Raw genomic sequence first — 26,665 nt, 5'->3', positions numbered from 1 at the left:
ATGAAAAAAATATGGATTCTTGCTGCATTTGCCCCTTTCTTTTTGGCTGCATGCAGTAACCAACAAGCTTCCCAACTTGGAATGCGAAGTAGCAGTGTTAATGTGTACGCTCAGCAAATGAGTAACATGCAATTATGCGAAACGCTCTACTACAATCGCGCCACAAATCAAACTCGAGTAGCAATCGGTGCTGAATTCAACCGTCGCGGTTTGAACAAGAAATGGTGCGATAAAGAATTTAAGAAGTTTTATGTTGAAAAGGTAGTTGACGGTCTGCTGTCTCGTAAAGAACAAGCCCCTACAGAACCTGAGGCAACCATACAACCTGCCATATAAATCACCCCATTCCATAAAAAGCAGGAAATTACTCTAGTTTTCCTGCTTTTTAAACACGCTATCTTCCAGTCAAATATCTAGAATCCCAAGTGACTTCAAGCAGTTAACGTCAAGATAATGTCGTGCGTCGAAAAATGAACGTAAATAAGATGTAAACAGTTTTCGTCTCCTTAGTTAACCGCTAGCTTTGTTTAGACCTGTTTAAAGGAGTATCGAACAGGGACAAAAATTCCAAACAAAGACAATGAGGTCACAAATGGAAACACGCATTAATCGCCTATTCGCCGCGATGTTGGCAGTAGGTATTTCTCCTGCCGTCTCGGCATACGATCCGCTCTATTCAGAGCAATGGCACTTAAACAACACAGGACAAACGGCGTTCGCGGCCAATCCTGCGGTTGCGGGTAACGATTTAAACACCAACCTGACACAAGCAATGGGTATTGCTGGCGTTGGGGTGAAAGTTGCCGTTATCGATTCTGGTGTTCAAATCGACCACCCAGACCTTGCAGGTAACGTAGTCACAGGCAGCAGAAACTTTGTTGAAGACTCTTCATTCCCAGCCGACTACCCAGTCGATGCAAATGGTCACGGTACTGCCGTTGCCGGTTTGATCAGTGCTGTCGGTAATAACGGTGAAGGCGTTCGCGGTGTCGCTTCTCGCTCTTCTTTGATGGGCTTTAACTGGCTCGCTAACCAAACGCTTGAAGGTTGGTTAATTTCTCACGGTGCAGACGCGTCTACCAGCGACGTGCGCGTATTCAACCAAAGTTATGGCTTTAGCCCACTTACCCCTATTCCATTCGACGAGAATGATCCTCAGTTCAAACTCGAAATGGATGTAATGAAAGATGTGAGTGAAAGTAACGCATGGGGCCGTGGAGCAGTCTTCGTTAAGTCTGCAGGTAACGGTTATCGTTACTTCAATACTGGCCGATTCTTCGTTCTTCCAGGCGATTTCTTCGCCGGTGGTGGTAACAAAGGCTTACCAATGCACAACTCACAGCAGTCTTATGACAACGCAAGTTACTACAACCTAGTCACTAGTGCATTACGTGCCGATGGTACACGTGCAAGTTACTCGTCTGTAGGTACAAACGTTTGGGTTGCTGCACCAGCGGGGGAATACGGCCAAGACTTTCCAGCAATGGTAACAACGGACTTAATGGGCTGTGAAGAAGGTCAAAACACCAGCGCAGATTTGGGTATTAATGGCTTGCATGGCGGTACAGAGCAAGATCCAAACTGTAACTACACCAGCACGATGAATGGTACGTCTTCTGCTGCTCCAAACACCTCTGGTGCGATTGCCGCAATCATGTCGACAAACCACGCGTTATCAGCTCGTGATGTTCGTGCTCTTCTTGCAGAAACAGCAAGTGTCACGGACAAAGATCACCCAGGTGTTGCACTTGAATTTGTCAACAACCAAGGTGAAGTTGTCAGTTATGAAGCTATTTCACCATGGCAGAAAAACGCAGCGGGCGTTGATTTCCATTCCTTCTATGGTTTTGGTGCCGTTAACCTAGATGAAGCAATGAAGCGTGCACGTATGACAAACAACGTTCTACCTGCACAAGTCATTACGCCATGGGCAAACAATGCAACTGAAGTGAGCGTTCCAGATGCAAGCTTAACGGGCGGCTCTTCTGCTGTTGCGATCACTGAAGACTTAACGGTTGAGTCTGTTCAAGTTAAGCTAACGCTGGAACACTCACGCCTACCAGATTTGGCAATTGAACTAATTTCTCCAGCAGGTACGCGTTCTGTTCTACAAACGCCTCGCAACGGCCTTGTTGGTCAATCACTTGATCCAACAGTGGCAGGTTATGAAAACCAACTAATGCTGTCGAACCAGTTCTACGGTGAGAATGCGAAAGGCGAATGGACGCTACGCGCGATCGATACCAACGGTGATGAAGTATTCTCATTCATTGCATATTTCAACTCTTCTGCTATCTATGATGTACCGATGGCAAACAACGCACAACCAGGGGTTATCAAAAACTGGTCTATGCGCATCTTCGGTCACTAAGGAGTCAATCACATGAAATTTATGACTTTTTCTATTCTGGCTCTTTCAACAATGGCGGCAACTGCAAGTGCACAGCAATTGGCAGAGCAACCAACTCCTGAGCTATTCGTCGCTTCTGACGCGTTAGAAGTTAACGGCCAAGACTACCGTAAGCTATCAGTCGATAACTTATCTGAAGCCGCTGAACTGCATGCAGGTGATGAGGTGTTTAAGAACGCGTTTAGTAACGTATCTAAAGCCACAGGCCTTATCTTTGTAACAGTAAAAAGTCCTACGGATGCAAAGGCTGTAGCAAAGGAGCTGAAACTTGAAGTTGTCTTCGCACAAGGTGAATCCGCGGTGTTTAAAGCATCAGAAGGCCAAGATCTTCTTGGCATCAGTGATTACCTAAATGCGGACAGTCGCGTAAAAGCGTCTAAAATTGAACTAAACAGCGGTAAATACCGTGCACAATAATTCTCTAGCAAGAGAAGTTGGCTGATAAAAATGCCTCAGCAATCGCTGAGGCATTTTCTTTACTAATCAGCTTCAATCTAATTTATTGAATAAACCCGATCAACTTCTTGGCAATATCGGTATTGTTCTGTGAGCCCACAAACTTATCAGCCCCTTTCCCGTAAGCGAACACTTGAACATCAACAGCGGTATGGCCCTTCGTCGTCCAACCAGTAAAACTCTTCTTGTTGATGATGTCTTTCACTTCTTTATAAAGCGCTTTCGCTGGTTCTTCACTTAATTTCGCATAAGCGAGTTGCCTACCTTGCTCTTTCGACAATTCCCAATCCACAGAAGCATTCCATGTTTTGATCATATCGTGAGACTGCGCTAATGACATCGCTAAGGGCCATGCAGTTTGATGAACTCCTTTAATCGCCTCTGTATCCCATTGGTATTGTCCATTGGCACCGATAGTTAAACCGCCTGTGGAGTGGTCAGCCGTCACCACCAACAAAGTGTTTGGATGCGCATCGACATAAGCTTTCGCCAATTCAATCGATTTGGCAAAGTCATCCATTTCTGCCATCGCGCACGCAATGTCGTTCGCGTGGCCACACCAATCAATTTGACTGCCTTCAATCATAACGAAAAAACCGTTATCTCGACGTTGCAGCAGTGAGAGAGCTTTGTTGGTCATTTCCTCTAGACGAGTAGGATTCTCATCAAGCGCAAATGGAAATGCCTTATCTGCGAACAGGCCTAACGCAGGTAAAGTTTGCAATGCAGGAAGGTCTTTGAAATCGGTAATGTACTGGTAACCTTGCTGTTTAAATTCTTCAACCAAATTGCGATCTTCACGTTCAAAATAACGCACACCGCCACCAAGTAATAAATCAACAGGTAACTGATCATCGACTTTGTTATCAATGTAATCATTGGCAATCTCATCATAGTTTCGACGAGATTCATTGTGAGCTGCAAAGCTCGCTGGCGTGGCGTGATTAATTTGTGACGTTGCAACTAATCCAGTCGTCATCCCCTGCTCTTTTGCCATCTCAAGCATGGTTTTAACTGGCTTTTTATCGACATCAACCGCCACAGCACCGTTATAACTCTTAATGCCACTGCTCAGTGCCGTCGCGCTTGCTGCACTGTCAGTAACATAGGTGACGTCATCAGGATACGTCTTTGCCATACCAACTAAGATCGAATCAAACACCGTCGGCTCAATCTCTTTTGTGGCTGGGTCATCATGATAATAACGGTAGGCAGAGGTAAAGGCAGGTCCCATCCCATCACCAATCATATAGATGATGTTTTTAGGCGCCTCGCTGGCAAAGACAGGACTGGCAAATAAGCAGGCAGTTATTAGAGGGGTTTTCAGTTTCATATCTCATCCATGACATAATGCGATGATGCCAATATGGCACTCATCAACTTGAGTATCGTTCTAATGTTAAAGCATTAACGAATACTATCATGCAGTTAGGATGAAACATGGCGTTAGTTCATAGTTTTACAACGCACATCATTTCTTAAATAAGATAACCTCAGTGCGCAGCTCAGCCTGCTCAGTATCATGCGGACTGTTTAAGTAGCGTTCAATACCCAAAGGTTTGTTTTTCACTTTAACACCATCATGCCGAGTCACACTCATCGCCATTGACCACGCATTACCCAGAAACCAATATTCACCTTTATGCTCCACAACAAAGGTGTCACTGGCAGGAATGGTTCCCGCAACAAAATCCCTCATCGCGGCAACGCCAGCTTTAACTGGTAAACAGGTAATAAATTCAAAGTATCCACGCTTCATGTCCATGGATAAGTAATAGCAAAAGAGCTCCCCGGTCACAGGTAGCTTCTCTTTTTCTACGAGGTCAAATAATCGTTCAATGTGATCTTGCATGATTGGTCCCAGATCATTCATCATGCCGGAACCCGTTAAGCCAATGTAGTTAATTTCATTTTGCTGACGACTACCGACTTCAACCAATTCAGATAAGACAGTTCCGGTCTCTAATTGGCGCTTCAGCATGCGCAGCCCACGTTCATAGTCCATCTCAATCATGCTTTTAAACATGCCTTTCAAGAAGAATAAAAACCACGGCACGCTTGATTGCATCTGCCATTCCACCACAGATCCTTTCTCTGATGGCGTGACGATTAACGTCACTTTCGCATGACTTTTAAAAGGGCGGAAAAAGTGCAATTCCATATCTAAACGATGTTCTTGTGTGCTCTCTAAGACCATAGCCCCAGTACCAACACGCTTCCCGTTCCACTGATAGCCGGAACCGACCAGCCCCTGCTCATTGCTGTAAGTTAGCTCGCAATCCGGCTCTAAAATAAGCCAAGGAGACCATTCCGGCCAATTCTTAAAATCTTTGAGGTAATCGATAATCTCGCTTTGCGTCTTTTCGATTTCAACGCTCTTACTTACGTGGTACGAAAGCATAGTCGCTCCTTGAGTTTCCCTTCCACTCCCTAGAGTCTAATTCATATCAGTGTTTTTTCTTTTTTCACTGGCAGTTAGGTACAAAAAAACCAGAGTGAAATCTCTGGCTTTTCGTTATTCACACCGTTCGAAGCACTCCCCTAATCGAAGTGCTCAATCAGGAAACAAAGTCGATTTTGGCCGTAAACCTTACGCCATCATCCTCTAATTCAAACGGCCAACTCATGCGCTCACAGATGCGTTGCACAATCACAAGCCCACAGCCATAACCGGCATTGTAGGTCTCATTACCATCATGGCGATTCACAACCACCAATTGAGTGCTATTCAGTTCAATCTCGATGTCACCAACGCTGTAACTGAATGCATTCTTAATCAGGTTATTGATCACAATGGTGATAAAACTCTCAGGCGCATGCACCACACCACTGTCTTTTTCCCTTAACTGGTACTCTGCACCTTGTTTAGCAAACAGAGGAGCAAGCTCTTCTAGCTGTTGATTGAGGCAAACAATCAATTCATGGTCGCCGTAGTGCTGCGGCTCAACATTCTCTTTCCCTAACAGTAAGAAAGCTTCCGTTAGAACCCGCATTTCTTCACTGGCCAGTTGAAGACGCGCAATGGCTTTTTGCGCGACGCGTGGTTGATCTGGCACTCGGCTTAAAATATCTGCAGAGCCTTTTATTACCATGATGGGCGTTCGAAGTTCGTGTGATGCAAATCGGCTAAACTCTTGCTCTCGTCGGAAGTAACCTGCGATGTTGTTTTTACTGTCCAGCAAAGTTTGCTCAATATGTCGGGTTTCACTGAACTTAGTATCGACTTCAAACGCGGGTTGGTCCGGCGGCATACAGCCGATTTTGCCTTCAATTTTAGCCAGTGGACGAGAAAGAATTCGCACCATGTAAACACCGTAGCCAACCATGATGATGGAAAACAAGCCACCCAAGAAAAAAGTAAATTGATGCAACGAGCTTTCGTACTCATCCAGATAATCATCGGAATCATCTTGAAAGACGATGTACATCAATCCTTCACCAGATGGGTGCTCGAAGACAACAAAGTGCTTATCCTCTTCACCTAATAGGTATTCATAGAAGCCTGGAAACTTAAACGACAGCAACCAATCAGGTGTCGGAGCTTTGCTCCAGTAGGAATCAAACTCCATCACGTTTGGCAAAGGGGCATCCCAACCCTGCTTTTTGTAATTCTCTTTGTATAGAACCACTTCAGTATCGAGCCAGTGATGCAAGCTCAACACTTCCAGTTTGTTCTCTGCCACATAAATTAATGACCAAAACAACGTAAACATCGCAAACGTCATAAGGCCAAAACCCCAACGAATTTTGCGATAAATACTTGGGTAATCTTTATGCTTTAAGTCGGTAACCTTGTCCATGAATGGTCTCTAATCTAGAATCATCAAACCCTTTGTCGAGTGCAGTTCTTAGCCCGTAAATATGACTACGCAACGCATCACTGCCCGGAGGTTCATCCCCCCAGACATCCTCAATAACTTCGGTTCGAGATACCGATGCCGGAGCCCGCTTTAATAACAGTTTTAAGATCTTAGTTTGAATACGACTCAGTTTGAGTGCTTTACCCATTCTTGTGACTTGGTCGGTACGCACATCCAAACTAATGTCGGCAAATTTGAGCGTGCCAACATCTTGTCTCGGGCCTCGATTTGCCAGTGCATGCACACGTAAACTCAACTCTTGCATTGCAAATGGCTTCATCAAATAGTCGTCACCCCCAGCTTGAAACGCGGCAACTTTGTCGTCTAACGTATCTTTGGCGGTTAAAAATAATATCGGCGTACCACATAGATACTCTTGACGCAGTTTATGGACGGTACTGATGCCATCAAGTTTCGGCATCATGATGTCCATAATGATCACATCATAATGATTTTCTTGAATTAAATTTAGCGCGGCCTCTCCATGATAAGCGCAATCTATCGTCATCCCTTCCAATTCCAGATAATCGGCAATAGTTTCTGAAACATTGTGATTATCATCGACAATTAATATTTTCATAGGCTCACGTTTCTTCACGAACACTTCACGATACGCATCATAAGATACAACCAAATTCATAAATAAGCTTTCAAAAACAGGTATAAATCATGAAAAAATTAGCGCTTGTAGCCGCAGTGGGCATGGCATTATCGGGTTGTGGTGGTTCTGGTGACGGTGGCAGCTCTTCACCTCAACCGGCAGCAAAACCAAGCTCAGCGATTGGTACGGTTGAGTCCGTAAACGAAGCGAAAAGCACCATTACAGTAAATGGCTACACCTACCGCGTTTCTGAAGTCATGTATGGTTCAAAAGAAACCAACCTTGGCGCCGTTCAGCCAAACATGATGGTTCAAGTGGGTTCTGGAACAGAAAAATCAACAGAGGAACCGGTTGTTGTTACGCTAGAACCGACCATGACTGGCACGGTGACCGCGATTGACCACATCAACAAAACGTTCACGGTAAACGGTGTTGAACTTCATTTTGAAGGTTTAAGTGATGAAATCGACCAAGGCGACTGGGTTATGGTGTCTTCACTACCAACCGCTGATGCGGGCTACAAAGTGCTATCCGTCGTTAAGTTTGATTTCGATTACAACGGTCCTGATGAAATTGAAGGTCGTATCTCAAGCATTGACACCAATAACGGTACATTCAAACTAGGTGCGAACGTCACAGTCTCTTATGACCGAGTTGATGGTTTGAGCGTTGGCGAATGGGTAGAAGCCGAAGGTACGATGCAAGGCGATGTTTTCATGGCTACAGAAGTTGAAGTCGAAAACTACGACAGCTTGGTCGGTGATAACGACGTAGAAGGCATTGTTACTTGGGTCGCTAATGACTACAGCCAATTCTCACTAAACTACCGTGGTAACTTCGTTGTCGATAACGCGACCCGCTTTGAAGACGGGACTAAAACCGACTTGAAACAAGGCCAAGAAGTTGAAGTAACGTCTGTAATGAAAAATGGCGTTCGCACGGCGACCGAAGTCGAGATCGACGGCCCAGATTTTGATGGTGACCACGACAGTAACTGGCAAGGTAAAGAGTTTGAATGTGAAGGTGTGGTAACAAACTACAACGTAAACACGGAAACGTTCCAAGTTTCACGCTGTGAAAATGATGCAGACCAAGTCATGTCCAACAACACCGTTGTGATTGACGCTCAAACTCGCTTTGAAGGCTTAGAAAAGCACAATCTAAACGGCACTAAAGTCGAAGTTGAAGGTGTGATCATCAACAACCAAAACGTAGCACGTGAAGTAGAAGCAGAAAGTCACGACGACTAACGTAATGTAAATACACGCAAATATTTAAGAAGCATCACAATTTGATGCTTCTTTTCCTCCCGTATCGACTTTTCTTCTATCCTCTTTACAACAGATACGTATGACCAAATGAGGGATTAATAATGCGTAAAATAACACTGCCTCTAATGATGATTTTCAGCGCTTGTGCTTCAGCAAGCAGTTTTGCTGCAACAAAGGCTGATGCAACACCAGAACGAGTTGAATCTTTTGAGTGCACCGGTTTAGTAAACAGCTATAACGCAGACTCCCGAACGTTTGTTCTTGCTTGCCAAAACGAGCATGGGCCTGAATTTCAAACCAAAACCGTCGTGATTGATAGCAATACTCAACTCGAAGGAGTACAGGAAGCCAACCTAGATGGTGCAACGATTGAGGTTGATGGTGTGGTTGTAGGTGATCAAAATATCGCAAGAGAAATTGAGCTCGCGAACGACTAAACTTCCGAAATTACAACAGAAACCCACAAGTGTCGCTTTGGCGGCACTTTTCTTTTCCTGCAAATCAGAATCCCTCAGTTACACTTAATGCATGTTTACATAAATACGGTAACTGGAATGAAAATACGTAATCTGGCCCTCCTTCTTTTCTTGTTTGTTTCTACAGCCAGCTATGCAGGCGTAATGGACCCCGACTGTGATGCTGAAAAAGCCGCGAAAGCAACGGCAACCAAAGCGGTTGTTGGTGTTGGTGGTCGTTGTACCCCAAAAGAAGCGTTGAAAGATACCACCGTAGAAGCGGGCAAAGACGCTCTGCCAGATGAGGGGATTGCAGGTAAAGCAGTTGATGCTGCAATGCCAGAAAAAGAAAAGAAACCTCTTAAGAACACAACCAAGAAAATCATCACGGATTAATGCTGTGTTTCCGCGAACAAAAAGAGCGCCCAGATGGACGCTCTTTTGTTTTTCGCTCGAAATGCTTAAGCCGCTTCAGCTTGACCAATCCAATGGTAATGGTGATTCGCTTTCTTACCGACTAAACCAAGCTCAGCCAATTCTTCAAATACTTTATCAACTTCTTCTGCTGAAAGTCGGAACTGCTTCGCGACGGCTTTCTTAGTACATGTCACTTGATGCCCTTTTAGCGCATCACTCACTTGTTCTAATAACGTCTTTGGTTCTTCTGGCTCAATTGGCACAGACATTTCAGGTTGTTCTTCCTCTTTAATATGAGGTAAGTAACCCGCCGGTTCAAGTTCAATATCACGAACGTTCGCTAGCGTAATACCATCGTTTCTGCGGAAATAATGACGGAAGCGGTTCTCTTCACCAATCAATCCAACGAAAAACGCTGCGAAGAAGTCCAACAAGATTGATAAGAAGACCACCAAACCCAGCTGCGCTTGAGACGATGTAGTACCGAATGCTTTCGCCAAGCTGTCAATCAAGCCGATCACCGAACCTTGCGCGACTGGCGGTAAGCTGTCGCGTTCCGTCGCTAGGCGTTGCTGTTCTTCACGCAATTTCTTGTTTTGCTCTTGAATACGAGAGACACCTGTCGCGATGCGCTCCATTTCGATGTACTTTTGCGCCGCCATGTTGTTCAGTTCAATCTGTTTATCGATTGATGCAATCTGACGGTTGTAGGCTTCAACTTTTGCCTGCTCTACCGAGATATGGCTTTGTGCACTGTTGGTCGCACTGTTGATACCACCGATACTGCCACCAATAGAAATGGCAGCGAGAACCAAATAAAACACCAATGCCGTTAAGGCACCTGCGTAGTTTCGATGGGCACGACGCTCACCGTATTCATACCAAGCGTAAAATTTACCCGCTTCAAATATGATGGCCAAACCGCCAAATAGCGCCTGCATCATTGGGTTTTCATCAATCGACAAAAACAGTAAAAGAGAGAAAATAGTCGATGCTAAAATCGCTGCACCAGTAAACGCATACACGCTCACCATCGCAAAGCGACCTTTAGGATATCGATATCCGATCTGTTGTTCGTATTTCATTGGAGAAATTTCTTAAGATTCCGCAACCCTTATATGACGGGCGCTTCAGGCAACTACAAAGGTGCGGAGAATACCGTATCCTTTATTAAATTACTGTCATAATTCCGTTAATGGAAAACAAGTGAAGAATAGATAGTCACTTTGAATCGAATAAGCGCGATTCTAGCACGTAAAATCACCAATCAAATCCGCACCATTCAGCAAGCCAACAGGTTAAGCTGTGCTGTGAGCAACGCAATTTTAGATATTTATCTTTAGAACAATAATCCACAAAACAAATAAAACACACTCACATCACCTTTTTATAAACTACCAGTTACAATTTAACGCTCATTTGTTAGTATCCCGCGCCGAAACAATGAAGTATCGCGTCGTATGGGAACAGTCAAAATACAATCAGGAAAACCAACTATAAGCGCAGTAGCGATAATCATCGCAGTGCTGTTTCAGTTGTACCTGACATCCACCGTCGCGCTCAACCCTACGCAAATTCACGGTGAAAACTGGCTCAACCAAGTACAAGATGAGAAGGTGCTACTGTGTACTGCAGATGGCTTTAAATGGGTCGATGTTAACGAGTTAATTCAAGCGAATGCAATTCCCAACTCAGACTTCATTCAAGATCTCAATCTGCACGACAGCATCCAATTTGAATGTCCGTTATTGCAAGCCGCTCAATTCTTTATCTCCGTTGCGTTAGGACTCTTTCTTGCCACCATCTTTTGGCTGCGACGCCGCAAGCACACATTAATATCCTACGACTTCGCCCTATGTGGTCGACAAGTGTATAAACACGTCGCACCAAAACAATCACCACCTCGTGCTTTCCTTGCCTAATGCTCTGCATGTGGCGCACAACAATAACAATTAATCCGATCGCACAAACGATTCGGAGAAGCAAAATTTCAAAAGGAAAACACTAATGCTTAAAACAATGAAAACCACAGCCTTCGCTCTTATTGCTCTATTAGCGAGCCCACTGAGTCTCGCTCACGAATATGAAGCAGGCAAGATTCACATCGATCATCCTTGGAGTCGTGAAGCACCACCAAATGCGCCAGTAATTGGCGGTTTCTTCCAGCTAAGTAACCTAGGTGATGCTGATGACGCGCTGATTGCAGCTTCAACACCGATTGCTGACCGTGTAGAGATTCATACTCACACGAAAGAAGACGGCATGATGAAGATGATTAAGATTGATGAAGTCGTGGTAGAGCCTCAGCAGAAAGTGGAATTCAAGCCAGGCAGCTTCCATCTCATGATCTTCAACCCAACCCAAACGCTAAAAGAAGGCGACCGTTTCCCTGTGACTTTGACGTTCAAAAAAGCAGGTAAAGTGGAAGTAGAAATGGCGGTTGAGAAAAAAGACCACATGGAAAAGCACACGCACCACCATTAATCGCTTAAACGAAAAGAGCCCGCGACTTCAGCGGGCTCTTTTGCTTTCGGTGTTCAGACTTTAATTATGTGTACTTGAGAGATTCCCTACTCGCTCGTTCCCCGCTCTAGGGAATGACCCCATTTAGTCTTCTATCAAAGTTTGAGTGGCTTAGTGCTCAACACATCAACCAAACTCCACCCTCGTCATTCCGACGAGCCTAGGCGAGATCAGGAATCTATTAACAGCTAACTCAGTCTTACTTAAAGCAAACCTCTGCCCAGCGCGCTAGACCTGCGGTTACCGAACCAAAGTAGTTACCACTCACCACCGGAATATTTGGCAATACTGTCTGCACTGCATCACGCAAAATAGGTGAACGTGCCGAGCCGCCGGTCATAAAGATTGCATCCGGTTTTACGCCCGCTTGCTCTACCGCTTCTGTTACTAACGCTGTCATCTTATTCTTCGGTGATTCAATCGCTTCAATCATCTCATCACGTTGAACATCGACTTCAATCAACTCAGACAACAAGTTAATGCCCGCATGGTAAGACGCTTGTTCAGAAAGCGCGACTTTCGCCTCTTCCGCACGACGGACAATGTTATAACCCAGAGACTCATGGTAAACCTCTAACAAGCGAGCAAGCTTTTGTGGCTCTTGCGCTTGCTTGTGCAGAAGTTTCAACGCCGAAAGGTTCTCACGAGAATAAAAGTCACTCTGCGCTTCTACGTTGTTGATCGCAATTGGGTTCCAGAACTGTGTGGTTGGCATAACGATGCCCGACTCCATCTTACTCTCCATACCAAATGGGAACATCAGTTGTTTGAACGCCAATGCAATATCCAAATCGTTACCACCGACACGCTGGCCGCTGTGCGCCAACAGACTTGCTGTGCGATCCGCTTTACCACGCCAAGATGGTCCCATTTGAATCAAAGAACAGTCTGTCGTACCACCGCCAATATCGACCACCAGAATGGTTTTATCTTCCGTTAGCGTCGCTTCATATTCCAGACCCGCGGCAACAGGCTCAAATTGAAACTCAACATTTTGGAAGCCAGCACGTTTTGCTGCTCTTAAGAGAATACCTTCTGCTTGGATGTTCGCCGTTTCTCCTCCACGTCCGTGGAAATTGATAGGACGACCAATCACCGCATCAGTAATGATTTGCTGCGCATCGTTCTCAGCTTGCGACTTGATGTTGTCCATCATGGCGCACACTAGATCTTCAAAGAAACTTAACTGAACGTCACGCAGGCCCGATGCACCTAAGAAAGACTTCGGTGACTTCACATAGTAAATATCGCGAGGATCTTCTAAGTAACGATTCAGCGCTGCTTGTCCAAACGCCATATCTTCAGGCTCAAGTTCAATGCTCTCTTCGCGGTTGAAGTTTATAGCGCGACGCAGAACTTGCTCACCCACTTTATCAAAAGGCTTGATATTACGATGACGAAATAGGTGTTCAGACACCGATTCACGCGTTGGTGACGCAAGGGTGGAAGGAATGTAAGGGCTATTCCCCTCAAGATTAAGCAACTGAGGCTCACCTTGTTCCATTTTCGCCACCGAACAGTTTGCGGTGCCATAGTCAAAGCCGATGTACATAAGTCCTCCCACTGACAAAAAAGGTCGGCAATCCTACCTCAACAGTCGTGGAAATTCTAGCGCAACAACTTGAATTGAATCTGGCTTTAGTCTTTCTCTACAGGCTCTTTTTTCATTGAGGGCAGTACAAACGCAAGAAGCAACGCCAAAAGCAGAAATACCGGTGTGAGCGTAAGCCCATGCCAAATCGAGTATCCATCGTGGAAGAGCCAAAAAATACCTACTGTAAGTAAGTATGCAAAATAGCTACAAAACACTAAGCTAATCGCTACGAAACGAGTGCGGTTAATGATGAGTATGCGCACCAAATATTGGCTCATGATTCCTGCGCAATGGACAGCAAGCTGCCAATTTATAATAAAGCACGCCAACGCGACAAACCCTGAAACCAACAGCGCATCATGAGTATTAACGATGAAATAGCTACCAAAACGACTCATGATGATGGGATAGTCACCTTCATAAATGATCGACCACGAAATCGCATTCGCAGCCGCAACGAAGTTGGCAAAATAGGCGATGGCATAAAAGGTAGTTTGAGAACTGAATGGTTGAAAGACTTCTGAACAATAGCCTTGCCACTCTTCTTGGTTAGCGGTTGGTCCGACCCAGTTGCGTTTTTTACTTGGCACACGCTCGGCAAATGCAGGGCCATTACGAAACAACAGCCAAAAGATATACAGCGCTAGTGCCACCAAGAGTATTGTTAGCATCCCCTTTCCCCTCTAGAAATGTCCTTTCCACTGCCAATGGCGTTGGGGTCGTATACTGCACTTCCCTGATTTATATGCTAAATCTTGTTTTAATGCGTTGCTAAACATCAAATATAAGAACATACGATGGTGACTCTTTTATCACTATCGTTATTTAGGTTTAGCACACGATGGACGGAATTGCTGAATCTGGGTAGGACGAACAAGGAGGGGAAACGTCGCCTACCCCAACGATTTACGCTTCGAGCTTTTCCTCAAATACTCCGAGTTCGCGCCCGAGCCAAATCGCATGTTCTGTGTGATCACGTAATTCGTTATCGCTGACTGGATGGATTAAGACAGAGAAGCCACCTCGAATGGTATCTAACCAAGCGATAAATTCCTCGCTCACGGATTCAACGTGCAGTTCAAACATTGGCATCTTATGGGGCCCAACCAATTTACACACTAACGGAAAAACGCGCAGCACGTCTTGGCGTTCTTGACGAATAATTTCATTCAAGGCTTGAGCTTTTTCCTGCTGCTGAAGCGGAAAATAAACATGAATGTGGTACATAACTTCTCCATGAGTATCACAGACTTTAATTATGGGTCACACTACATGCATTCCCTAACCTTGGGAAGTGACAAGTGACTCTATCTAGTCAAAGCGTGACGACGAGAATAACGTGTTACTGAATTATCACCTCAAAGTGCTTAAAAACTATTCAAGTTGTGAAATTTCACAGCGTAATTTTGTCGCAAATTTCTGGTCAAAGTCAGTGATTCCATTCAATTCTGAAAACGTACAATTCTTAAAACCAGTGTTTTATCCTATAAAAATACACTGTAAGCGAAATTTTACTGTGGAGCATTGCGTAAATCAAAGCATAATTTAACATTTTGCTTACACTTACAGTGTCTGGTTATATCAAGATTCATCACTGGATTAGGCGGTGTAAACAGCAGTATCAAGCGACGCCTTGTGTTTTTCCAGAACACAGTTTTGTTAGAGAGACGAACGACAGATGCGTCAATAACTATCAAAAACAACTGCAATCCTAGGTATGACCTTTTGCGCTGATATCAAAGCCTGAGTACCCATACAGGCTGAGATCGAAATAATGAGCAGCTGCAGTCCAAAAGACCCGCAGCGTCAAAAGGAGCTTGAGATGAACGTTCAGGCATTACCCATGCATCGATTTATCGACCATGATGGGAACCTCGTCAGCCAACTACCCAACTGGGCTGATCTTGAAACTTTGGTCGGATTTTACCAAGACATGGTATTAACCCGGACCTACGATAACAAAGCCGTTGCCCTGCAACGCACTGGGAAATTGGGCACCTACCCATCACACCTTGGCTCGGAAGCTGTTGGTATTGCTGTGGGCAGAGCGCTTAACACCACCGATGTTTTCGTGCCTTATTATCGTGATATGCCCGCCATGTGGTGCCGTGGCATAGGAATGGAAAAGAACCTGCAATATTGGGGAGGCGATGAACGCGGCAGCGACTTCGCGCCTGAAGGCAGTCCTTTTCCTAGTAAAGATCTCCCCTTCTGTGTCCCAATCGCAACTCAGTGTACCCATGCCGTTGGTGTTGCGGCGGCACTGAAAATCCAAGGCAATCACGATGCCGCTTTGGTGATGTGCGGCGATGGCGGCACTTCCAAAGGCGATTTCCTTGAATCCATTAATTGTGCAGGCGCTTGGAACATCCCATTAGTCTTTGTGGTGAACAATAACCAATGGGCGATCTCCGTACCACGCATTTTGCAATGTGCCGCGGAATTTCTCTCAGAAAAAGCCAAAGGTGCCGGTATCCCCGGTATTACGGTGGATGGCAACGATGTCGTCGCGGTGTTTGATGCAACATTGAACGCCCTTGAACGAGCGAGAAAAGGCAAAGGCGCAACGTTAATTGAAGCAGTAAGTTACCGCTTGAGCGATCACACCACCGCCGACGACGCGACCCGCTATCGTAACAAGGACGAGGTTCAAACGGCTTGGCAATATGAGCCTGTTCGTCGACTTAAAGCCTTTCTCACCAATCAAGGCGTTTGGAATAACGAGAAAGAGCAAGAGTGGCAAGCACATTGCAAAGAACAAGTTGAACTCGCCGTTGAGCGTTATCTCAACATGCCAAATCAAGCACCTGAAACGGGCTTTGATTTCCTTTATGAATCCCTGCCACAAGAGCTTCATGCGCAAAGGGATGAGCTAATCAATAAAGCAATGCGAATGCAGGGAGGGAAACATGGCTGAACTCACGTTAGTTGAAGCAGTGAACCTCGCACTGCACCATGAAATGGAACACGACCCAAATGTCATCGTCCTTGGCGAAGATGTGGGTGATAACGGGGGTGTATTCCGCGCCACTGTAGGACTCAAACAAAAATACGGTCTTAAGCGCGTTATCGACACACCTCTAGCTGAAGCGCTTATTGGCGGAGTCACTGTCGGTATGGCAACGCAAGGTTTACGACCTGTAGCCGAGTTTCAATTCCAAGGCTTTGTCTTCCCTGCATTGGAGCATTTAATGTGTCATGCAGCGCGAATGCGTAACCGAACTCGTGGTCGACTTACCTGCCCTGCGGTATTCCGCGCGCCCTTTGGTGGCGGTATTCACGCACCAGAGCATCACTCCGAAAGCGTCGAAGCGTTATTTGCTCACACCGCAGGCTTTAAGGTTGTGATTCCTTCATCACCGCAACGCGCTTATGGTTTGCTCCTAGCAGCCATTCGAAGCAACGATCCGGTGATGTTCTTCGAGCCGAAACGTATCTATCGCACTGTGAAATCTGAAGTGGTGGATAACGGCGAAGCGCTACCTCTCGACACTTGTTTTACCCTTCGCAAAGGTCGCGACATTACGTTAGTGACTTGGGGAGCGTGTGTTGTCGAATCACTGCAAGCGGCTCAAACGCTGTCCAATCAAGGTATCGAAGTTGAGGTGATTGATTTAGCCAGCATCAAACCCATTGATACCGCGACCATCTTCCGTTCGCTAGAGAAAACCGGACGCCTCTTGGTGGTCCATGAAGCCAGCAAAACCTGTGGTGTCGGCTCAGAACTGCTAGCCAGAACCGCAGAACATGCCATGTGCCTACTCAAAGCGCCACCAAAACGCGTCACGGGCATGGATACCATCATGCCGTACTACCGCAACGAAGATTATTACATGATTCAGGAAGAAGACATTGTGCTCGCCGCGCGCGAACTCGTGGAGGATTGGAAATGAAGACGTTTAACTTACCCGATCTCGGCGAAGGTCTCGCTGAGTCAGAAATTGTGAAATGGCATATTAGTGTTGGCGATATGGTCAAACTGGATCAAGTGGTGCTTACTGTTGAAACCGCAAAAGCAACCGTGGACGTGCCTGCGCCTTATGGCGGTCGCATCGTGAGTCGCCATGGTGAAGAAGGCGACGTAATCAACATCGGTGCTCTACTTCTGGAAATCGATGAAACCGGAGCAGAACAAACCGTCTCAGAGCAGAAACAAACTGCCGATGCAGCAACCGTGGTCGGTAATGTATCCCAACATGCGCACAGCGTGAATGTGGACGATTTCTGGATTGGTGGCGAACACAATCCATCACCTGATAACCTCATCACGGCCCTACCTTCTGCTCGCTTATTAGCGAAGAAACTAGGTGTGGATTTAGATTTGGTCAAAGGCAGTGGTCCGGACGGTTTGATTGTCGATGCCGACATTTACGACGAAGCAGGCAAACAGCGTCCAGGTACAGAAGTACTCAAAGGCGCACGCCGAACCATGGTGTCGACCATGGCGGAATCCCATCACAATGTCGCGGCAGTGACCATTACTGAGGAAGCTGTCTTAGATGGCTGGAAGCAAGGTGAAGACATCAGTATTCGTCTGGTCCAAGCCATTGTGCATGCGTGTCAGGAAGAACCTGCTATGAATGCATGGTTTGATGCTGAGACCATGACGCGTTGTGTCCACAGCACGGTGAATATTGGTATTGCCGTAGACAGTCGACATGGTTTGTACGTGCCGGTTCTGAGACACGCTGATGAGTATGAGCCACAAGAGGTGCGCCGTTGGTTGGACCAAACCGTGCAAGGCATACGGGAACGTAAGATTGGTCGTGAGCAGTTACAGCACGCCACCATTACGCTTTCAAACTTTGGTGCGATTGCAGGCATTTACGCAACGCCAGTGGTCACGCCGCCACAAGTTTCGATTGTCGGTGCAGGTCGAATCATTGAGAAGGTTGTAATTCGAGACGGGCAAGCTGTGGCAGTGAAAGCCATGCCGCTGTCGATTACGTTTGACCACCGTGCATGTACCGGCGGTGAAGCAGCAAGGTTCACAAAAGTACTAGCAGAACACCTAAGAAAAGCGAGCGTTTAAGCAACGTTTGCCATGAATAACAAAGGGCTTCCGATTGGAAGCCCTTTGTTTTGAGAGTGAATTTGAAAAGATTCTGAATCACGCTCGTTCCTCGCTGTTCAGAATGACGACTTAAAGTAGTGAGCAAGAAGGTGATCCCCTGATCGTTCATTCTTCGTTCTAGTGAATGACGCTGAGTGGTGTGTACTCAAAAAGAAGCACCGTAACAATCTGATACTTAGAGGAAACTCTAGTGTGTCATTCCAGCAAGCCTAGGCGCGACTAGGAATCTAATGGCAAAATGCACTGAAGGGCTTTCATAGAGATATACCAACCGTGCACTTTGACGATAGATTCTGAATCACGCTCGTTCCTCGCTGTTCAGAATGACGACTTAAAGTAGCGAGCAAGAAGGGATTCCCTGCCCGCTCATTCTTCGCTCTAGGGAATGACGCCCGACAAATACCGAACTTAAACCTTCTCCAACAACTCCGGCATAATCTCAAACAAATCACCAACCAAACCATAGTCTGCAACTTGGAAGATTGGCGCTTCTGGATCACTGTTGATCGCCACAATCACCTTGGAATCTTTCATCCCTGCTAAATGTTGAATTGCACCGGAAATACCCACGGCAATGTACAGTTGAGGCGCGACAATCTTACCCGTTTGCCCAACTTGCAAATCGTTAGACACAAAGCCTGCGTCTACCGCAGCGCGTGATGCACCAATTGCACCACCAAGCTTGTCGGCAAGCTGTTCCACCAGCGCGAAATTCTCTTTGCTGCCTAACCCACGACCACCCGAGACAACAACGTTTGCTGCTGGTAGCTCTGGTCTTTCGCTTTCCGCTTTTTGCTGTGAAACAAACTCACTGTGCTCCGCCTTAATGACCGTTTCTAACGTCACGACATTCTCGACTACTGGTGAATCAGACACAGCAATAGCGTCAAACGCTGAGCTTCGAATCGTCATCACTTTGGTTGTATCGTCCGAACGAACTCTGGCTAACGCATTACCGGCATAGATGGGGCGAACAACCGTGTCGAGCAATTCAATCACAATCACATCTGACAACTGCCCAACATCCAATAAGGCAGCGACACGGGGCATCAAGTTCTTACCGAAAGTACTCGCAGGAGCTAGGATATGCGAATAATCCCGACCAACTTCGGCAATCAAAGTAGATAGATTTTCTGCCAGTGCATGTTGATATTCAGCAGCATCAATCGCAATGATCTGTGAGATACCTTGCACACACTTCAACTCATTCAATACTGAGCCGCATTGATGCCCGACTAACAAGGCGGTAACAGGCAAGGAGGCACCGTCTTGTTGAATCTGAAAAGCTGCGCTCAACGCACGTAGTGTATCTGCTGAAAGTGATTGGTTATCGTGTTCTACAACGACCAAGGTTGCTACCGGTTTGTTTTCCATGGTTATGCCTCCTAAATCACTTTCGCTTCATTTTTGAGCTTGTCGACTAACTCGCTCACATTGCCAACCATCTCACCGGCTTTACGAGCAGGCGGCGTCATGACTTCCAGCACTTGCTGAGAGTGCTCAACACTCACACCAAAGAAGTCTGGCGTCATTACCGATAGCGGCTTCTTCTTCGCTTTCATGATATTCGGTAGCGAGGCGTAACGCGGTTCATTCAATCGCAAATCCGTACTGATGATCGCAGGCATATCCAGTTTGAGCGTCTCTAAGCCACCGTCGATCTCTCGAGTAACCAGAACCGTTTCCCCTTCGACTTTCACTTCCGATGCAAATGTCCCCTGTGGACGATTCGTCAGTGCTGCCAACATTTGTGCGACTTGGCTGTTATCCGTATCGATTGACTGTTTACCCAGCAGCACCAATTGAGCCTGTTCTTGTTCCATCACAGCTTTGAGTAACTTCGCGACCGCAAGCGGTTCTGGTGACTGTTCAACATCAATATGAATCGCACGATCCGCACCTAATGCAAGCGCTGAGCGCAATTGTTCTTGACAATTGGTGTCACCAATCGACACCACTAACACCTCCTCTGCTACCCCAGCTTCTTTAAGGCGTACTGCCTCTTCCACCGCGATTTCACAGAACGGATTCATCGTCATTTTCACGTTGTTGGTTTCCACGTCGGAACCATCAGATTTCACTCTTACTTTAACGTAAGGGTCAATTACACGTTTAATCGCAACCAGTACTTTCACATTCCCTCCTAGCAGATCGCAAAGCGATACGCGTCCTAGCAATTGGGTCATGCGCGACAAAGACTTGTATTAAAGCTCAGTTTTTTCATTACTTTGCTAACAAAAAACACATTGTGACATTGTCACTATATATCTTTATCACGCCCTATGACGTTACCATTTGAGCTTAGTTTAGTTTACGTTTACGTCAACTGGACTATAGTTCTTTATACGAGCACTGCGTAATAGAAGAAGCACCTGAAACACAAAGAAAGGTTTCGCATAAAGGAAGCAAGAAGATGGAAAGAGAATGCATGGAATTTGATGTGGTGATTGTCGGCGCTGGACCTGCAGGTTTGAGTGCAGCATGCCGCTTAGCGCAACTCAACCAAGAGCGTGAAGATGAGCCGCTGTCTATTTGTGTGGTAGAAAAAGGCTCAGAAGTTGGTGCACATATCTTATCTGGCGCGGTATTCGAAACACGTGCATTAGACGAGCTTTTTCCTGATTGGCAAAGCATGGGCGCGCCGCTTTCCGCCGCTGTAAAAAACGATGCCTTCTTGTACCTAACCACAGAACTTAATCACATTCGTGTTCCCCACTTTCTTACCCCTAACCCAATGCACAATGATGAAAACAACTACGTCATCAGTTTGGCGAACTTGTGTCGTTGGTTAGCAGAACAAGCTGAATCGCTTGGTGTAGAGGTCTATCCCGGTTTCGCCGCATCCACGATTAACTACGACGCATTTGGCGCTGTTACAGGGGTAAACACCAGCGACATGGGTTTGGACAAGAAAGGAGAAGCCAAACCCAACTTTGAAGCCGGTATTGAGCTAAAAGCCAAATACACCGTATTCGCCGAGGGGTGCCGAGGTCATCTTGGTAAAGAGCTCATCCAACGATTTGGTTTAGATGGTGATAAACAACCGCAACATTATGCGCTCGGGCTTAAAGAGATTTGGGAGTTACCTACCGATGCCAAAGATCAATCTGGCAGCGTGTTTCATTCTGCAGGGTATCCCCTGAGTGAATCCAACACCACGGGTGGCGGTTTTCTCTATCACATGGAGAACAACCAAATCGCCGTTGGGCTTATTGTCGACTTGAATTACAGCAATCCTTACTTGAGTCCGTTTGACGAATTTCAACGCTTTAAGCACCACCCTGCTATCGAACAACATTTGAAAGGCGCTCAACGCATCGCTTACGGCGCAAGAGCCATTGCGAAAGGTGGGTTGTCTTCTCTACCGAGACAGCAATTCCCCGGCGGTTTATTGATTGGTTGTGATGCGGGCACCTTAAACGTCGCTAAGATCAAAGGCAGCCATACTGCGATGAAATCCGGTTTGTTAGCCGCAGAAGCCATTGCCGAAGCATTCACACAATCCAATTCGGAACCGGATTACCAAACCAAGTTTGAAGATTCATGGTTGTATGAAGAGCTTAGTCACACACGTAACTTTGGTGCAAACATCCACAAGTTCGGCAGTGTGCTTGGCGGCGCACTTTCCACCTTCGAACACAATCTGTGGCAACCTCTGGTTAAGAAACCAATACCGTGGACAATCACTGATCCTTCGCACGATCATGAACAGCTGAAACCAATTGATGAGTGCCAACCTATTCAATACTCGAAACCAGATGGTGTAATCAGCTTCGATAAACCCTCATCGGTATTTTTGTCTGGTACACAACACGAAGAAAATCAGCCTTGCCACTTGCAACTCGCCTATCCTCATATTCCGATTCAAATCCATTTGAAGAAGTTTGATGAGCCAAGCCAGCGCTACTGCCCTGCTGGCGTATATGAAGTGGTAGAAGTCGAAGGCGAGCAAACATTCCAAATTAATGCCGCAAACTGCGTGCATTGCAAAACCTGTGACATCAAAGATCCTTCGCAAAACATCACATGGAAAGCACCTGAGGGTGGCGGCGGACCAAGCTATCAAAACATGTAGCACTTATAATGTGATGGTGATTCGCTATCACGCCTCTTTTATCTGAACAATTGATAATTTAAATCCATCAAAAATCTAACAAATCAATCACGTGTACTATGCTTAGTTTGCCAATTAACTAAGCAGTTCACGGTCAATTTGCATAAATCACAACAAAAGAAATGAATTCTACTTATTGTCCAGGAGGACTCGATGAAGAGGATATTGAGGAAGTTTCTCGTATTGATGAGCGCGGTCGCGCCTGTCAGTCTGTTGGCAGCAGATAAACCCAACATTTTAGTATTTTGGGGCGACGATGTTGGTGTTTACAACATTAGCGCTTATCACAATGGCATGATGGGCGGTCGTACACCAAACATCGACACCATTGCCAAGGAAGGTGCCATTTTTACGGATGCTTACGCGCAACAAAGTTGTACTGCGGGTCGTGCATCGTTCATTCTCGGTCAGCACCCATTCCGTACAGGCTTACTTACGATTGGTATGCCTGGAGCAAAAGAAGGGATTCAAGCCAAAGACCCAACCATTGCTGAGCTACTGAAAAACCACGGCTACGTTGCGGGTCAGTTTGGTAAAAACCACCTAGGAGACCAAGACGAGCACTTACCTACTAACCACGGTTTTGATGAATTCTTCGGTAACCTCTACCACTTAAATGCTGAAGAAGAACCAGAATCAGAGTTCTACCCTAAAGATCCTGAGTTCCGTAAAAAATTCGGTCCTCGCGGTGTTCTTAAATCCACCGCTGACGGAAAAATTGAAGACACAGGCCCACTCACCCGTAAGCGTATGGAAAACGTTGACCAAGAGTTTATGGAAGCCAGTCTTGCCTTCATGGAAAAAGCCGTGAAAGACGACAAACCTTTCTTCATTTGGCACAACTCGACGCGAATGCACGTTTGGACACACCTAAGTGAAGAATACAAAGGGAAGTCTGGTTATGGCCTTTATGCCGACGGCATGATGGATCTGGACGATCAAGTTGGCGTGATGCTTAAGAAGCTTGACGAACTGGGCGTAGCCGACAATACCATCGTGATTTTCAGTACCGATAACGGTGCAGAGAAATTCACATGGCCAGATGGTGGTACAACACCATTTAAAGGCGAGAAAGGTACAACTTGGGAAGGTGGCTTCCGCGTACCTATGATGGTTCGCTGGCCGGGTCAAATCAAACCAGGTACGGTCATCAACGACATTTTCTCTCAAGAAGACTGGATGCCAACGCTATTGGCCGCCGTGGGTGAGCCAGACGTAAAAGAGAAGCTACTTAAAGGTCATGAAGCCAATAACAAAACCTTTAAAGCGCACCTCGATGGATATAACCAGTTAGACCTACTTACCGGTAAAACAGATACTGGTGCTCGTAATGAAATCTTCTACTTTGATGCTGGCGGCCACTTAAACGCTCTGCGTTATAAAGATTGGAAGATTCACTTCACCATCATGGAAGGGGCCATCAACGAGGCTTATCGTAAAACGCCAAGCTGGCCGTTGATCGTTAACCTACGTATGGACCCATTTGAAGTAGGACCAGACTCAGCGCTTTATGTCCGACACTTCTACGCAGACCAAATGTGGATGTTTGTCCCAGCGCAGGCTATCGTTCGAAAATTCCTTGAAACCTTTAAAGAGTTCCCTGCAACCAAAGGCAGCTCTTTGAGTATCGAGCAAGTCGTGGATGCCATGACGCAACCACAACGGAATTAATGTTTAACACTTAGTTTGATAAAGCACTAAGCCTACGGAGTACGGATATTATCGCTGGTATCTGTACTCCGTATTTTTATGTCTCAAGCCCTTATACCTCATCTCTAAGAGTCGCATAACCGACGTTCATCACGGTCGGATAGTTTTAGAGAAAAGCAGATATCGCCTGTCACCCATGGCGCAGTTTATCGCTGCTTTATTTGCTTTCGAAATACCCCTCCCTACTCCTGCCAATCAGCAAAATGGTCAAGTAGAAAGTTGATGGCCAATCTAGCCCTTAGAGGCAGAAAGTGGCGATTCTGATAAACGATCCAACTGCTATTACCACTTCCCCAATAAGACTCTAAGATTGGTACCAATCGCCCGGAAGAAATGGCGTCGTTAAAGCTACTCTTTGGTAGATACGCCACGCCTAATCCGTCTTCACAGGCTTGCAAAACCGTTTTAGCGTTGTTGCTTTTCCATCGTCCTTGGACTTTCACGCCATCTAGCGCCTTACCATCTTTTTCAAATAACCAAACGTCCTTGTTCGTGATGATGCAACTGTGGTGCTTGAGTTGTGTTGGATGAGTAGGAAAACCATGCTCGTCGATATAATTCTGACTCACCGCCGCTGCCATGGGGCGATCGACTAGCTTTCTCGCGACTAAACCAGAATCACTTAGGCGTCCGTAACGAATGGCAAAATCAAAACCATCTTCAATAAAATTGACCATACTTGTATTGAAGTTGACTTCTACCGTGAGGTTCGGATGTTGTTTCGCAAACGCCATCAACGCTGGTGCAACGTGATTTTCAGAAAACGCACCAGCAGCACTCACTCGTAACGTACCACTCAATTGAGTTTGCTGTGTAGTGAGTTGCTCATTGGCTTGCTGAAGCCCAATCACCAACTCTTTACATTGTTGGTAATACGCTTGCCCTGCTTCCGTTAAGCTTACCATTCGTGTCGAACGTGCTAGCAAGGCAACGCCTAAACGTTCCTCTAACTTTGTCACTTGTCGACTTACATGGCTGGTACTGCAACCCAATTGTTTCGCAGCAGAAGAAAACCCTAAGCTCTCCGCAACCGTAACAAATTCGTTGATACCTTCAAAACTGTCCATAGTCACCTTTGCCATATGGCAATAATGTTTTGCTAATTACCTCTATTATCACCCATCTGATTAGCAATTAGTATGAAGGTGCTCAACAAAATACAGCAACCCAAAAGGACCCCATCATGAAGAAAGTACTCATTGTTGTAACGAACCACGCGACACTCGGCGAAACCGATCAAGCAAACGGCACCTACGCACCAGAGCTCACCCATGCACTTGCAGAATTACTTGGTGCGGGCTTCGATTACGACATTGCTTCTATCAAAGGAGGCCAAGCCCCACTGTATGGAACAGACATTGAAGGTGATGCGGTAAACACAAAAATCTTGGCTGATGATGATTTCCAAAACCGTGTCAACAACACGATTCCAGTTTCACAAATCAACGCTGACAACTACGATGCAATCTTCTACCCAGGAGGTTTTGGTCTACTTTCTGACTTAGCGACCAATGAAGATTTCGCACAAATCTCTGCAAAGCATTATGAAGGTGGCGGCATCGTTGCTGCCGTTTGTCATGGCCCTGGCGCCCTACTGCCTATCACGCTTAGCAATGGAGAGAAACTGCTTGCGTCTAAATCGGTGACAGGTTTTACCCGTGAAGAAGAAATCGACTTTGGTACCATCAATGATATCCCTTTCCTTTTGGAAGAATTCCTAGCACGTGGCGCAGCACGCTACTCAAAAGTACAGCCGTGGCAAGAGTTTGTGATTGTTGACGAACGTGTGATCACTGGTCAAAACCCAACTAGCGCACACGGTGTAGGGAAAGCAATTGTGGAACTATTGGGGTAATCAAACGATTGTTAAGCAGCGGATATAGAGCGTGGTAGATGCCATATAGCAACTTCCACGACTTTAATGTTCGCTGCTCAGTACTGCCATAAACCTGTGAAGTATAGTATTAGAGCTGCGAAGTATAATGGTAGCTGTGCTTCACATGTTTATCCCGATATCAATTCGCCCCTTCCACGCCATAACCACCGACGTCACCTTGATCACCATTCGAAAACTTTAGATGAAAAAGCTAATAGTTCCGGTAGTTTACCTACAGTTTTATTTTGAGAAATTGCGTAAACTGCTAAAGATCTATTCAATGTTGCTCTATTCATTGTCGAAA

General features: G+C 46.0%; 25 protein-coding genes. 14 read left to right on the top strand and 11 right to left on the bottom strand.

Annotated features, from left to right (window positions below; genetic code table 11):
- From ATB76_RS03215 to ATB76_RS03205, 3 genes are all read left to right on the top strand, one after another.
- A complete protein-coding gene (locus ATB76_RS03215; protein WP_038873503.1) occupies nt 1-336 on the top strand; it encodes a hypothetical protein in 336 nt (111 codons plus the stop codon).
- A gap of 256 nt (nt 337-592) precedes the next feature.
- The gene (locus tag ATB76_RS03210) at nt 593-2,371 is read left to right on the top strand and encodes a S8 family peptidase (protein ID WP_038873500.1); all 1,779 of its coding nucleotides are present in this window, start codon (nt 593-595) and stop codon (nt 2,369-2,371) included.
- A 12-nt stretch (nt 2,372-2,383) separates the two neighbouring features.
- Nucleotides 2,384-2,827, top strand: a complete 444-nt coding sequence (locus tag ATB76_RS03205) for a hypothetical protein (protein ID WP_039974230.1) — start codon at nt 2,384-2,386, stop codon at nt 2,825-2,827.
- Between the two features lie 82 nt (nt 2,828-2,909).
- On the opposite strand, the gene ATB76_RS03200 is transcribed toward ATB76_RS03205, so the two are convergent.
- The 4 genes from ATB76_RS03200 to ATB76_RS03185 form a co-directional block, all read right to left on the bottom strand.
- Nucleotides 2,910-4,199 carry an alkaline phosphatase gene (locus tag ATB76_RS03200; protein WP_061034601.1) on the bottom strand — a complete coding sequence of 430 codons (1,290 nt, stop codon included), beginning with the start codon at nt 4,197-4,199 and terminating at the stop codon, nt 2,910-2,912.
- Nucleotides 4,200-4,337: 138 nt separating this feature from the next.
- On the bottom strand, nt 4,338-5,267 hold the full coding sequence (locus ATB76_RS03195) for an SRPBCC family protein (RefSeq protein WP_038877126.1): 930 nt from the start codon (nt 5,265-5,267) through the stop codon (nt 4,338-4,340).
- 157 nt (nt 5,268-5,424) lie between these two features.
- Nucleotides 5,425-6,666, bottom strand: a complete 1,242-nt coding sequence (locus ATB76_RS03190) for a HAMP domain-containing sensor histidine kinase (protein WP_045405187.1) — start codon at nt 6,664-6,666, stop codon at nt 5,425-5,427.
- On the bottom strand, nt 6,638-7,306 hold the full coding sequence (locus tag ATB76_RS03185; RefSeq protein ID WP_038873507.1) for a response regulator transcription factor: 669 nt from the start codon (nt 7,304-7,306) through the stop codon (nt 6,638-6,640). The genes ATB76_RS03190 and ATB76_RS03185 overlap by 29 nt, the downstream gene beginning before the upstream one ends.
- An 89-nt stretch (nt 7,307-7,395) precedes the next feature.
- On the opposite strand from ATB76_RS03185, the gene ATB76_RS03180 reads away from it, so the two are divergent.
- From ATB76_RS03180 to ATB76_RS03170, 3 genes are all read left to right on the top strand, one after another.
- A complete protein-coding gene (locus ATB76_RS03180) occupies nt 7,396-8,577 on the top strand; it encodes a DUF5666 domain-containing protein (protein ID WP_061034600.1) in 1,182 nt (393 codons plus the stop codon).
- Nucleotides 8,578-8,699: 122 nt separating this feature from the next.
- Nucleotides 8,700-9,035 (top strand): hypothetical protein, encoded by a 336-nt coding sequence (locus ATB76_RS03175; protein WP_045405185.1) that lies wholly within the window; start codon nt 8,700-8,702, stop codon nt 9,033-9,035.
- 117 nt (nt 9,036-9,152) lie between these two features.
- Nucleotides 9,153-9,449: a hypothetical protein gene (locus ATB76_RS03170; RefSeq protein WP_038877133.1), complete on the top strand. Its 297-nt coding sequence runs from the start codon at nt 9,153-9,155 to the stop codon at nt 9,447-9,449.
- 65 nt (nt 9,450-9,514) lie between these two features.
- Here the strand turns inward: ATB76_RS03170 and ATB76_RS03165 are convergent, their stop codons facing one another.
- Nucleotides 9,515-10,555 (bottom strand): hypothetical protein, encoded by a 1,041-nt coding sequence (locus tag ATB76_RS03165; RefSeq protein ID WP_045405184.1) that lies wholly within the window; start codon nt 10,553-10,555, stop codon nt 9,515-9,517.
- A 375-nt stretch (nt 10,556-10,930) separates the two neighbouring features.
- On the opposite strand from ATB76_RS03165, the gene ATB76_RS03160 reads away from it, so the two are divergent.
- Nucleotides 10,931-11,392: a hypothetical protein gene (locus tag ATB76_RS03160; RefSeq protein WP_061034599.1), complete on the top strand. Its 462-nt coding sequence runs from the start codon at nt 10,931-10,933 to the stop codon at nt 11,390-11,392.
- Between the two features lie 85 nt (nt 11,393-11,477).
- Nucleotides 11,478-11,954, top strand: a complete 477-nt coding sequence (locus tag ATB76_RS03155) for a copper chaperone PCu(A)C (protein ID WP_038873472.1) — start codon at nt 11,478-11,480, stop codon at nt 11,952-11,954.
- A 238-nt stretch (nt 11,955-12,192) separates the two neighbouring features.
- Here the strand turns inward: ATB76_RS03155 and yegD are convergent, their stop codons facing one another.
- The 3 genes from yegD to ATB76_RS03140 form a co-directional block, all read right to left on the bottom strand.
- Nucleotides 12,193-13,545 (bottom strand): molecular chaperone, encoded by a 1,353-nt coding sequence (gene yegD, locus ATB76_RS03150; protein WP_061034598.1) that lies wholly within the window; start codon nt 13,543-13,545, stop codon nt 12,193-12,195.
- 86 nt (nt 13,546-13,631) lie between these two features.
- Nucleotides 13,632-14,258, bottom strand: a complete 627-nt coding sequence (locus ATB76_RS03145; RefSeq protein WP_038873467.1) for a hypothetical protein — start codon at nt 14,256-14,258, stop codon at nt 13,632-13,634.
- Nucleotides 14,259-14,493: 235 nt separating this feature from the next.
- Nucleotides 14,494-14,814, bottom strand: a complete 321-nt coding sequence (locus tag ATB76_RS03140; RefSeq protein WP_038873466.1) for a DOPA 4,5-dioxygenase family protein — start codon at nt 14,812-14,814, stop codon at nt 14,494-14,496.
- Nucleotides 14,815-15,409: 595 nt separating this feature from the next.
- Between ATB76_RS03140 and pdhA the strand changes: the two genes are divergently transcribed.
- From pdhA to ATB76_RS03125, 3 genes are read left to right on the top strand one after another with little or no spacing between them, the layout of a single operon-like run.
- Entirely contained in the window at nt 15,410-16,504 is a 1,095-nt protein-coding gene (gene pdhA / locus ATB76_RS03135) for a pyruvate dehydrogenase (acetyl-transferring) E1 component subunit alpha (RefSeq protein WP_061034597.1), read from the top strand.
- A complete protein-coding gene (locus ATB76_RS03130) occupies nt 16,497-17,480 on the top strand; it encodes an alpha-ketoacid dehydrogenase subunit beta (RefSeq protein ID WP_009696326.1) in 984 nt (327 codons plus the stop codon). The genes pdhA and ATB76_RS03130 overlap by 8 nt, the downstream gene beginning before the upstream one ends.
- Complete coding sequence (locus tag ATB76_RS03125; RefSeq protein ID WP_061034596.1) at nt 17,477-18,619, top strand: dihydrolipoamide acetyltransferase family protein; 1,143 nt, start codon at nt 17,477-17,479, stop codon at nt 18,617-18,619. The genes ATB76_RS03130 and ATB76_RS03125 overlap by 4 nt, the downstream gene beginning before the upstream one ends.
- 450 nt (nt 18,620-19,069) lie before the next feature.
- On the opposite strand, the gene ATB76_RS03120 is transcribed toward ATB76_RS03125, so the two are convergent.
- Complete coding sequence (locus ATB76_RS03120; protein WP_061034595.1) at nt 19,070-20,035, bottom strand: FAD-binding protein; 966 nt, start codon at nt 20,033-20,035, stop codon at nt 19,070-19,072.
- Between the two features lie 11 nt (nt 20,036-20,046).
- Nucleotides 20,047-20,796 carry an electron transfer flavoprotein subunit beta/FixA family protein gene (locus ATB76_RS03115; protein WP_061034594.1) on the bottom strand — a complete coding sequence of 250 codons (750 nt, stop codon included), beginning with the start codon at nt 20,794-20,796 and terminating at the stop codon, nt 20,047-20,049.
- 278 nt (nt 20,797-21,074) lie between these two features.
- Between ATB76_RS03115 and ATB76_RS03110 the strand changes: the two genes are divergently transcribed.
- Nucleotides 21,075-22,736, top strand: a complete 1,662-nt coding sequence (locus tag ATB76_RS03110; RefSeq protein WP_081094886.1) for an electron transfer flavoprotein-ubiquinone oxidoreductase — start codon at nt 21,075-21,077, stop codon at nt 22,734-22,736.
- Between the two features lie 192 nt (nt 22,737-22,928).
- Nucleotides 22,929-24,446 carry an arylsulfatase gene (locus ATB76_RS03105; protein WP_039974214.1) on the top strand — a complete coding sequence of 506 codons (1,518 nt, stop codon included), beginning with the start codon at nt 22,929-22,931 and terminating at the stop codon, nt 24,444-24,446.
- 221 nt (nt 24,447-24,667) lie between these two features.
- On the opposite strand, the gene ATB76_RS03100 is transcribed toward ATB76_RS03105, so the two are convergent.
- The gene (locus tag ATB76_RS03100) at nt 24,668-25,552 is read right to left on the bottom strand and encodes a LysR family transcriptional regulator (protein ID WP_038873443.1); all 885 of its coding nucleotides are present in this window, start codon (nt 25,550-25,552) and stop codon (nt 24,668-24,670) included.
- A gap of 116 nt (nt 25,553-25,668) precedes the next feature.
- Here ATB76_RS03100 and ATB76_RS03095 point away from each other — a divergent pair, with 116 nt between their 5' ends.
- Nucleotides 25,669-26,340: a type 1 glutamine amidotransferase domain-containing protein gene (locus ATB76_RS03095; protein ID WP_045405177.1), complete on the top strand. Its 672-nt coding sequence runs from the start codon at nt 25,669-25,671 to the stop codon at nt 26,338-26,340.
- Nucleotides 26,341-26,665 lie beyond the last annotated feature (325 nt).

The organism is Vibrio sp. MOR3, from assembly GCF_001557775.1.
In the GTDB taxonomy this organism is placed as follows: Bacteria; Pseudomonadota; Gammaproteobacteria; order Enterobacterales; family Vibrionaceae; genus Vibrio; species Vibrio jasicida.
The sequence above is the reverse complement of the archived record's forward strand: the minus strand, read 5'-3'. Positions and strand labels throughout refer to the sequence as shown.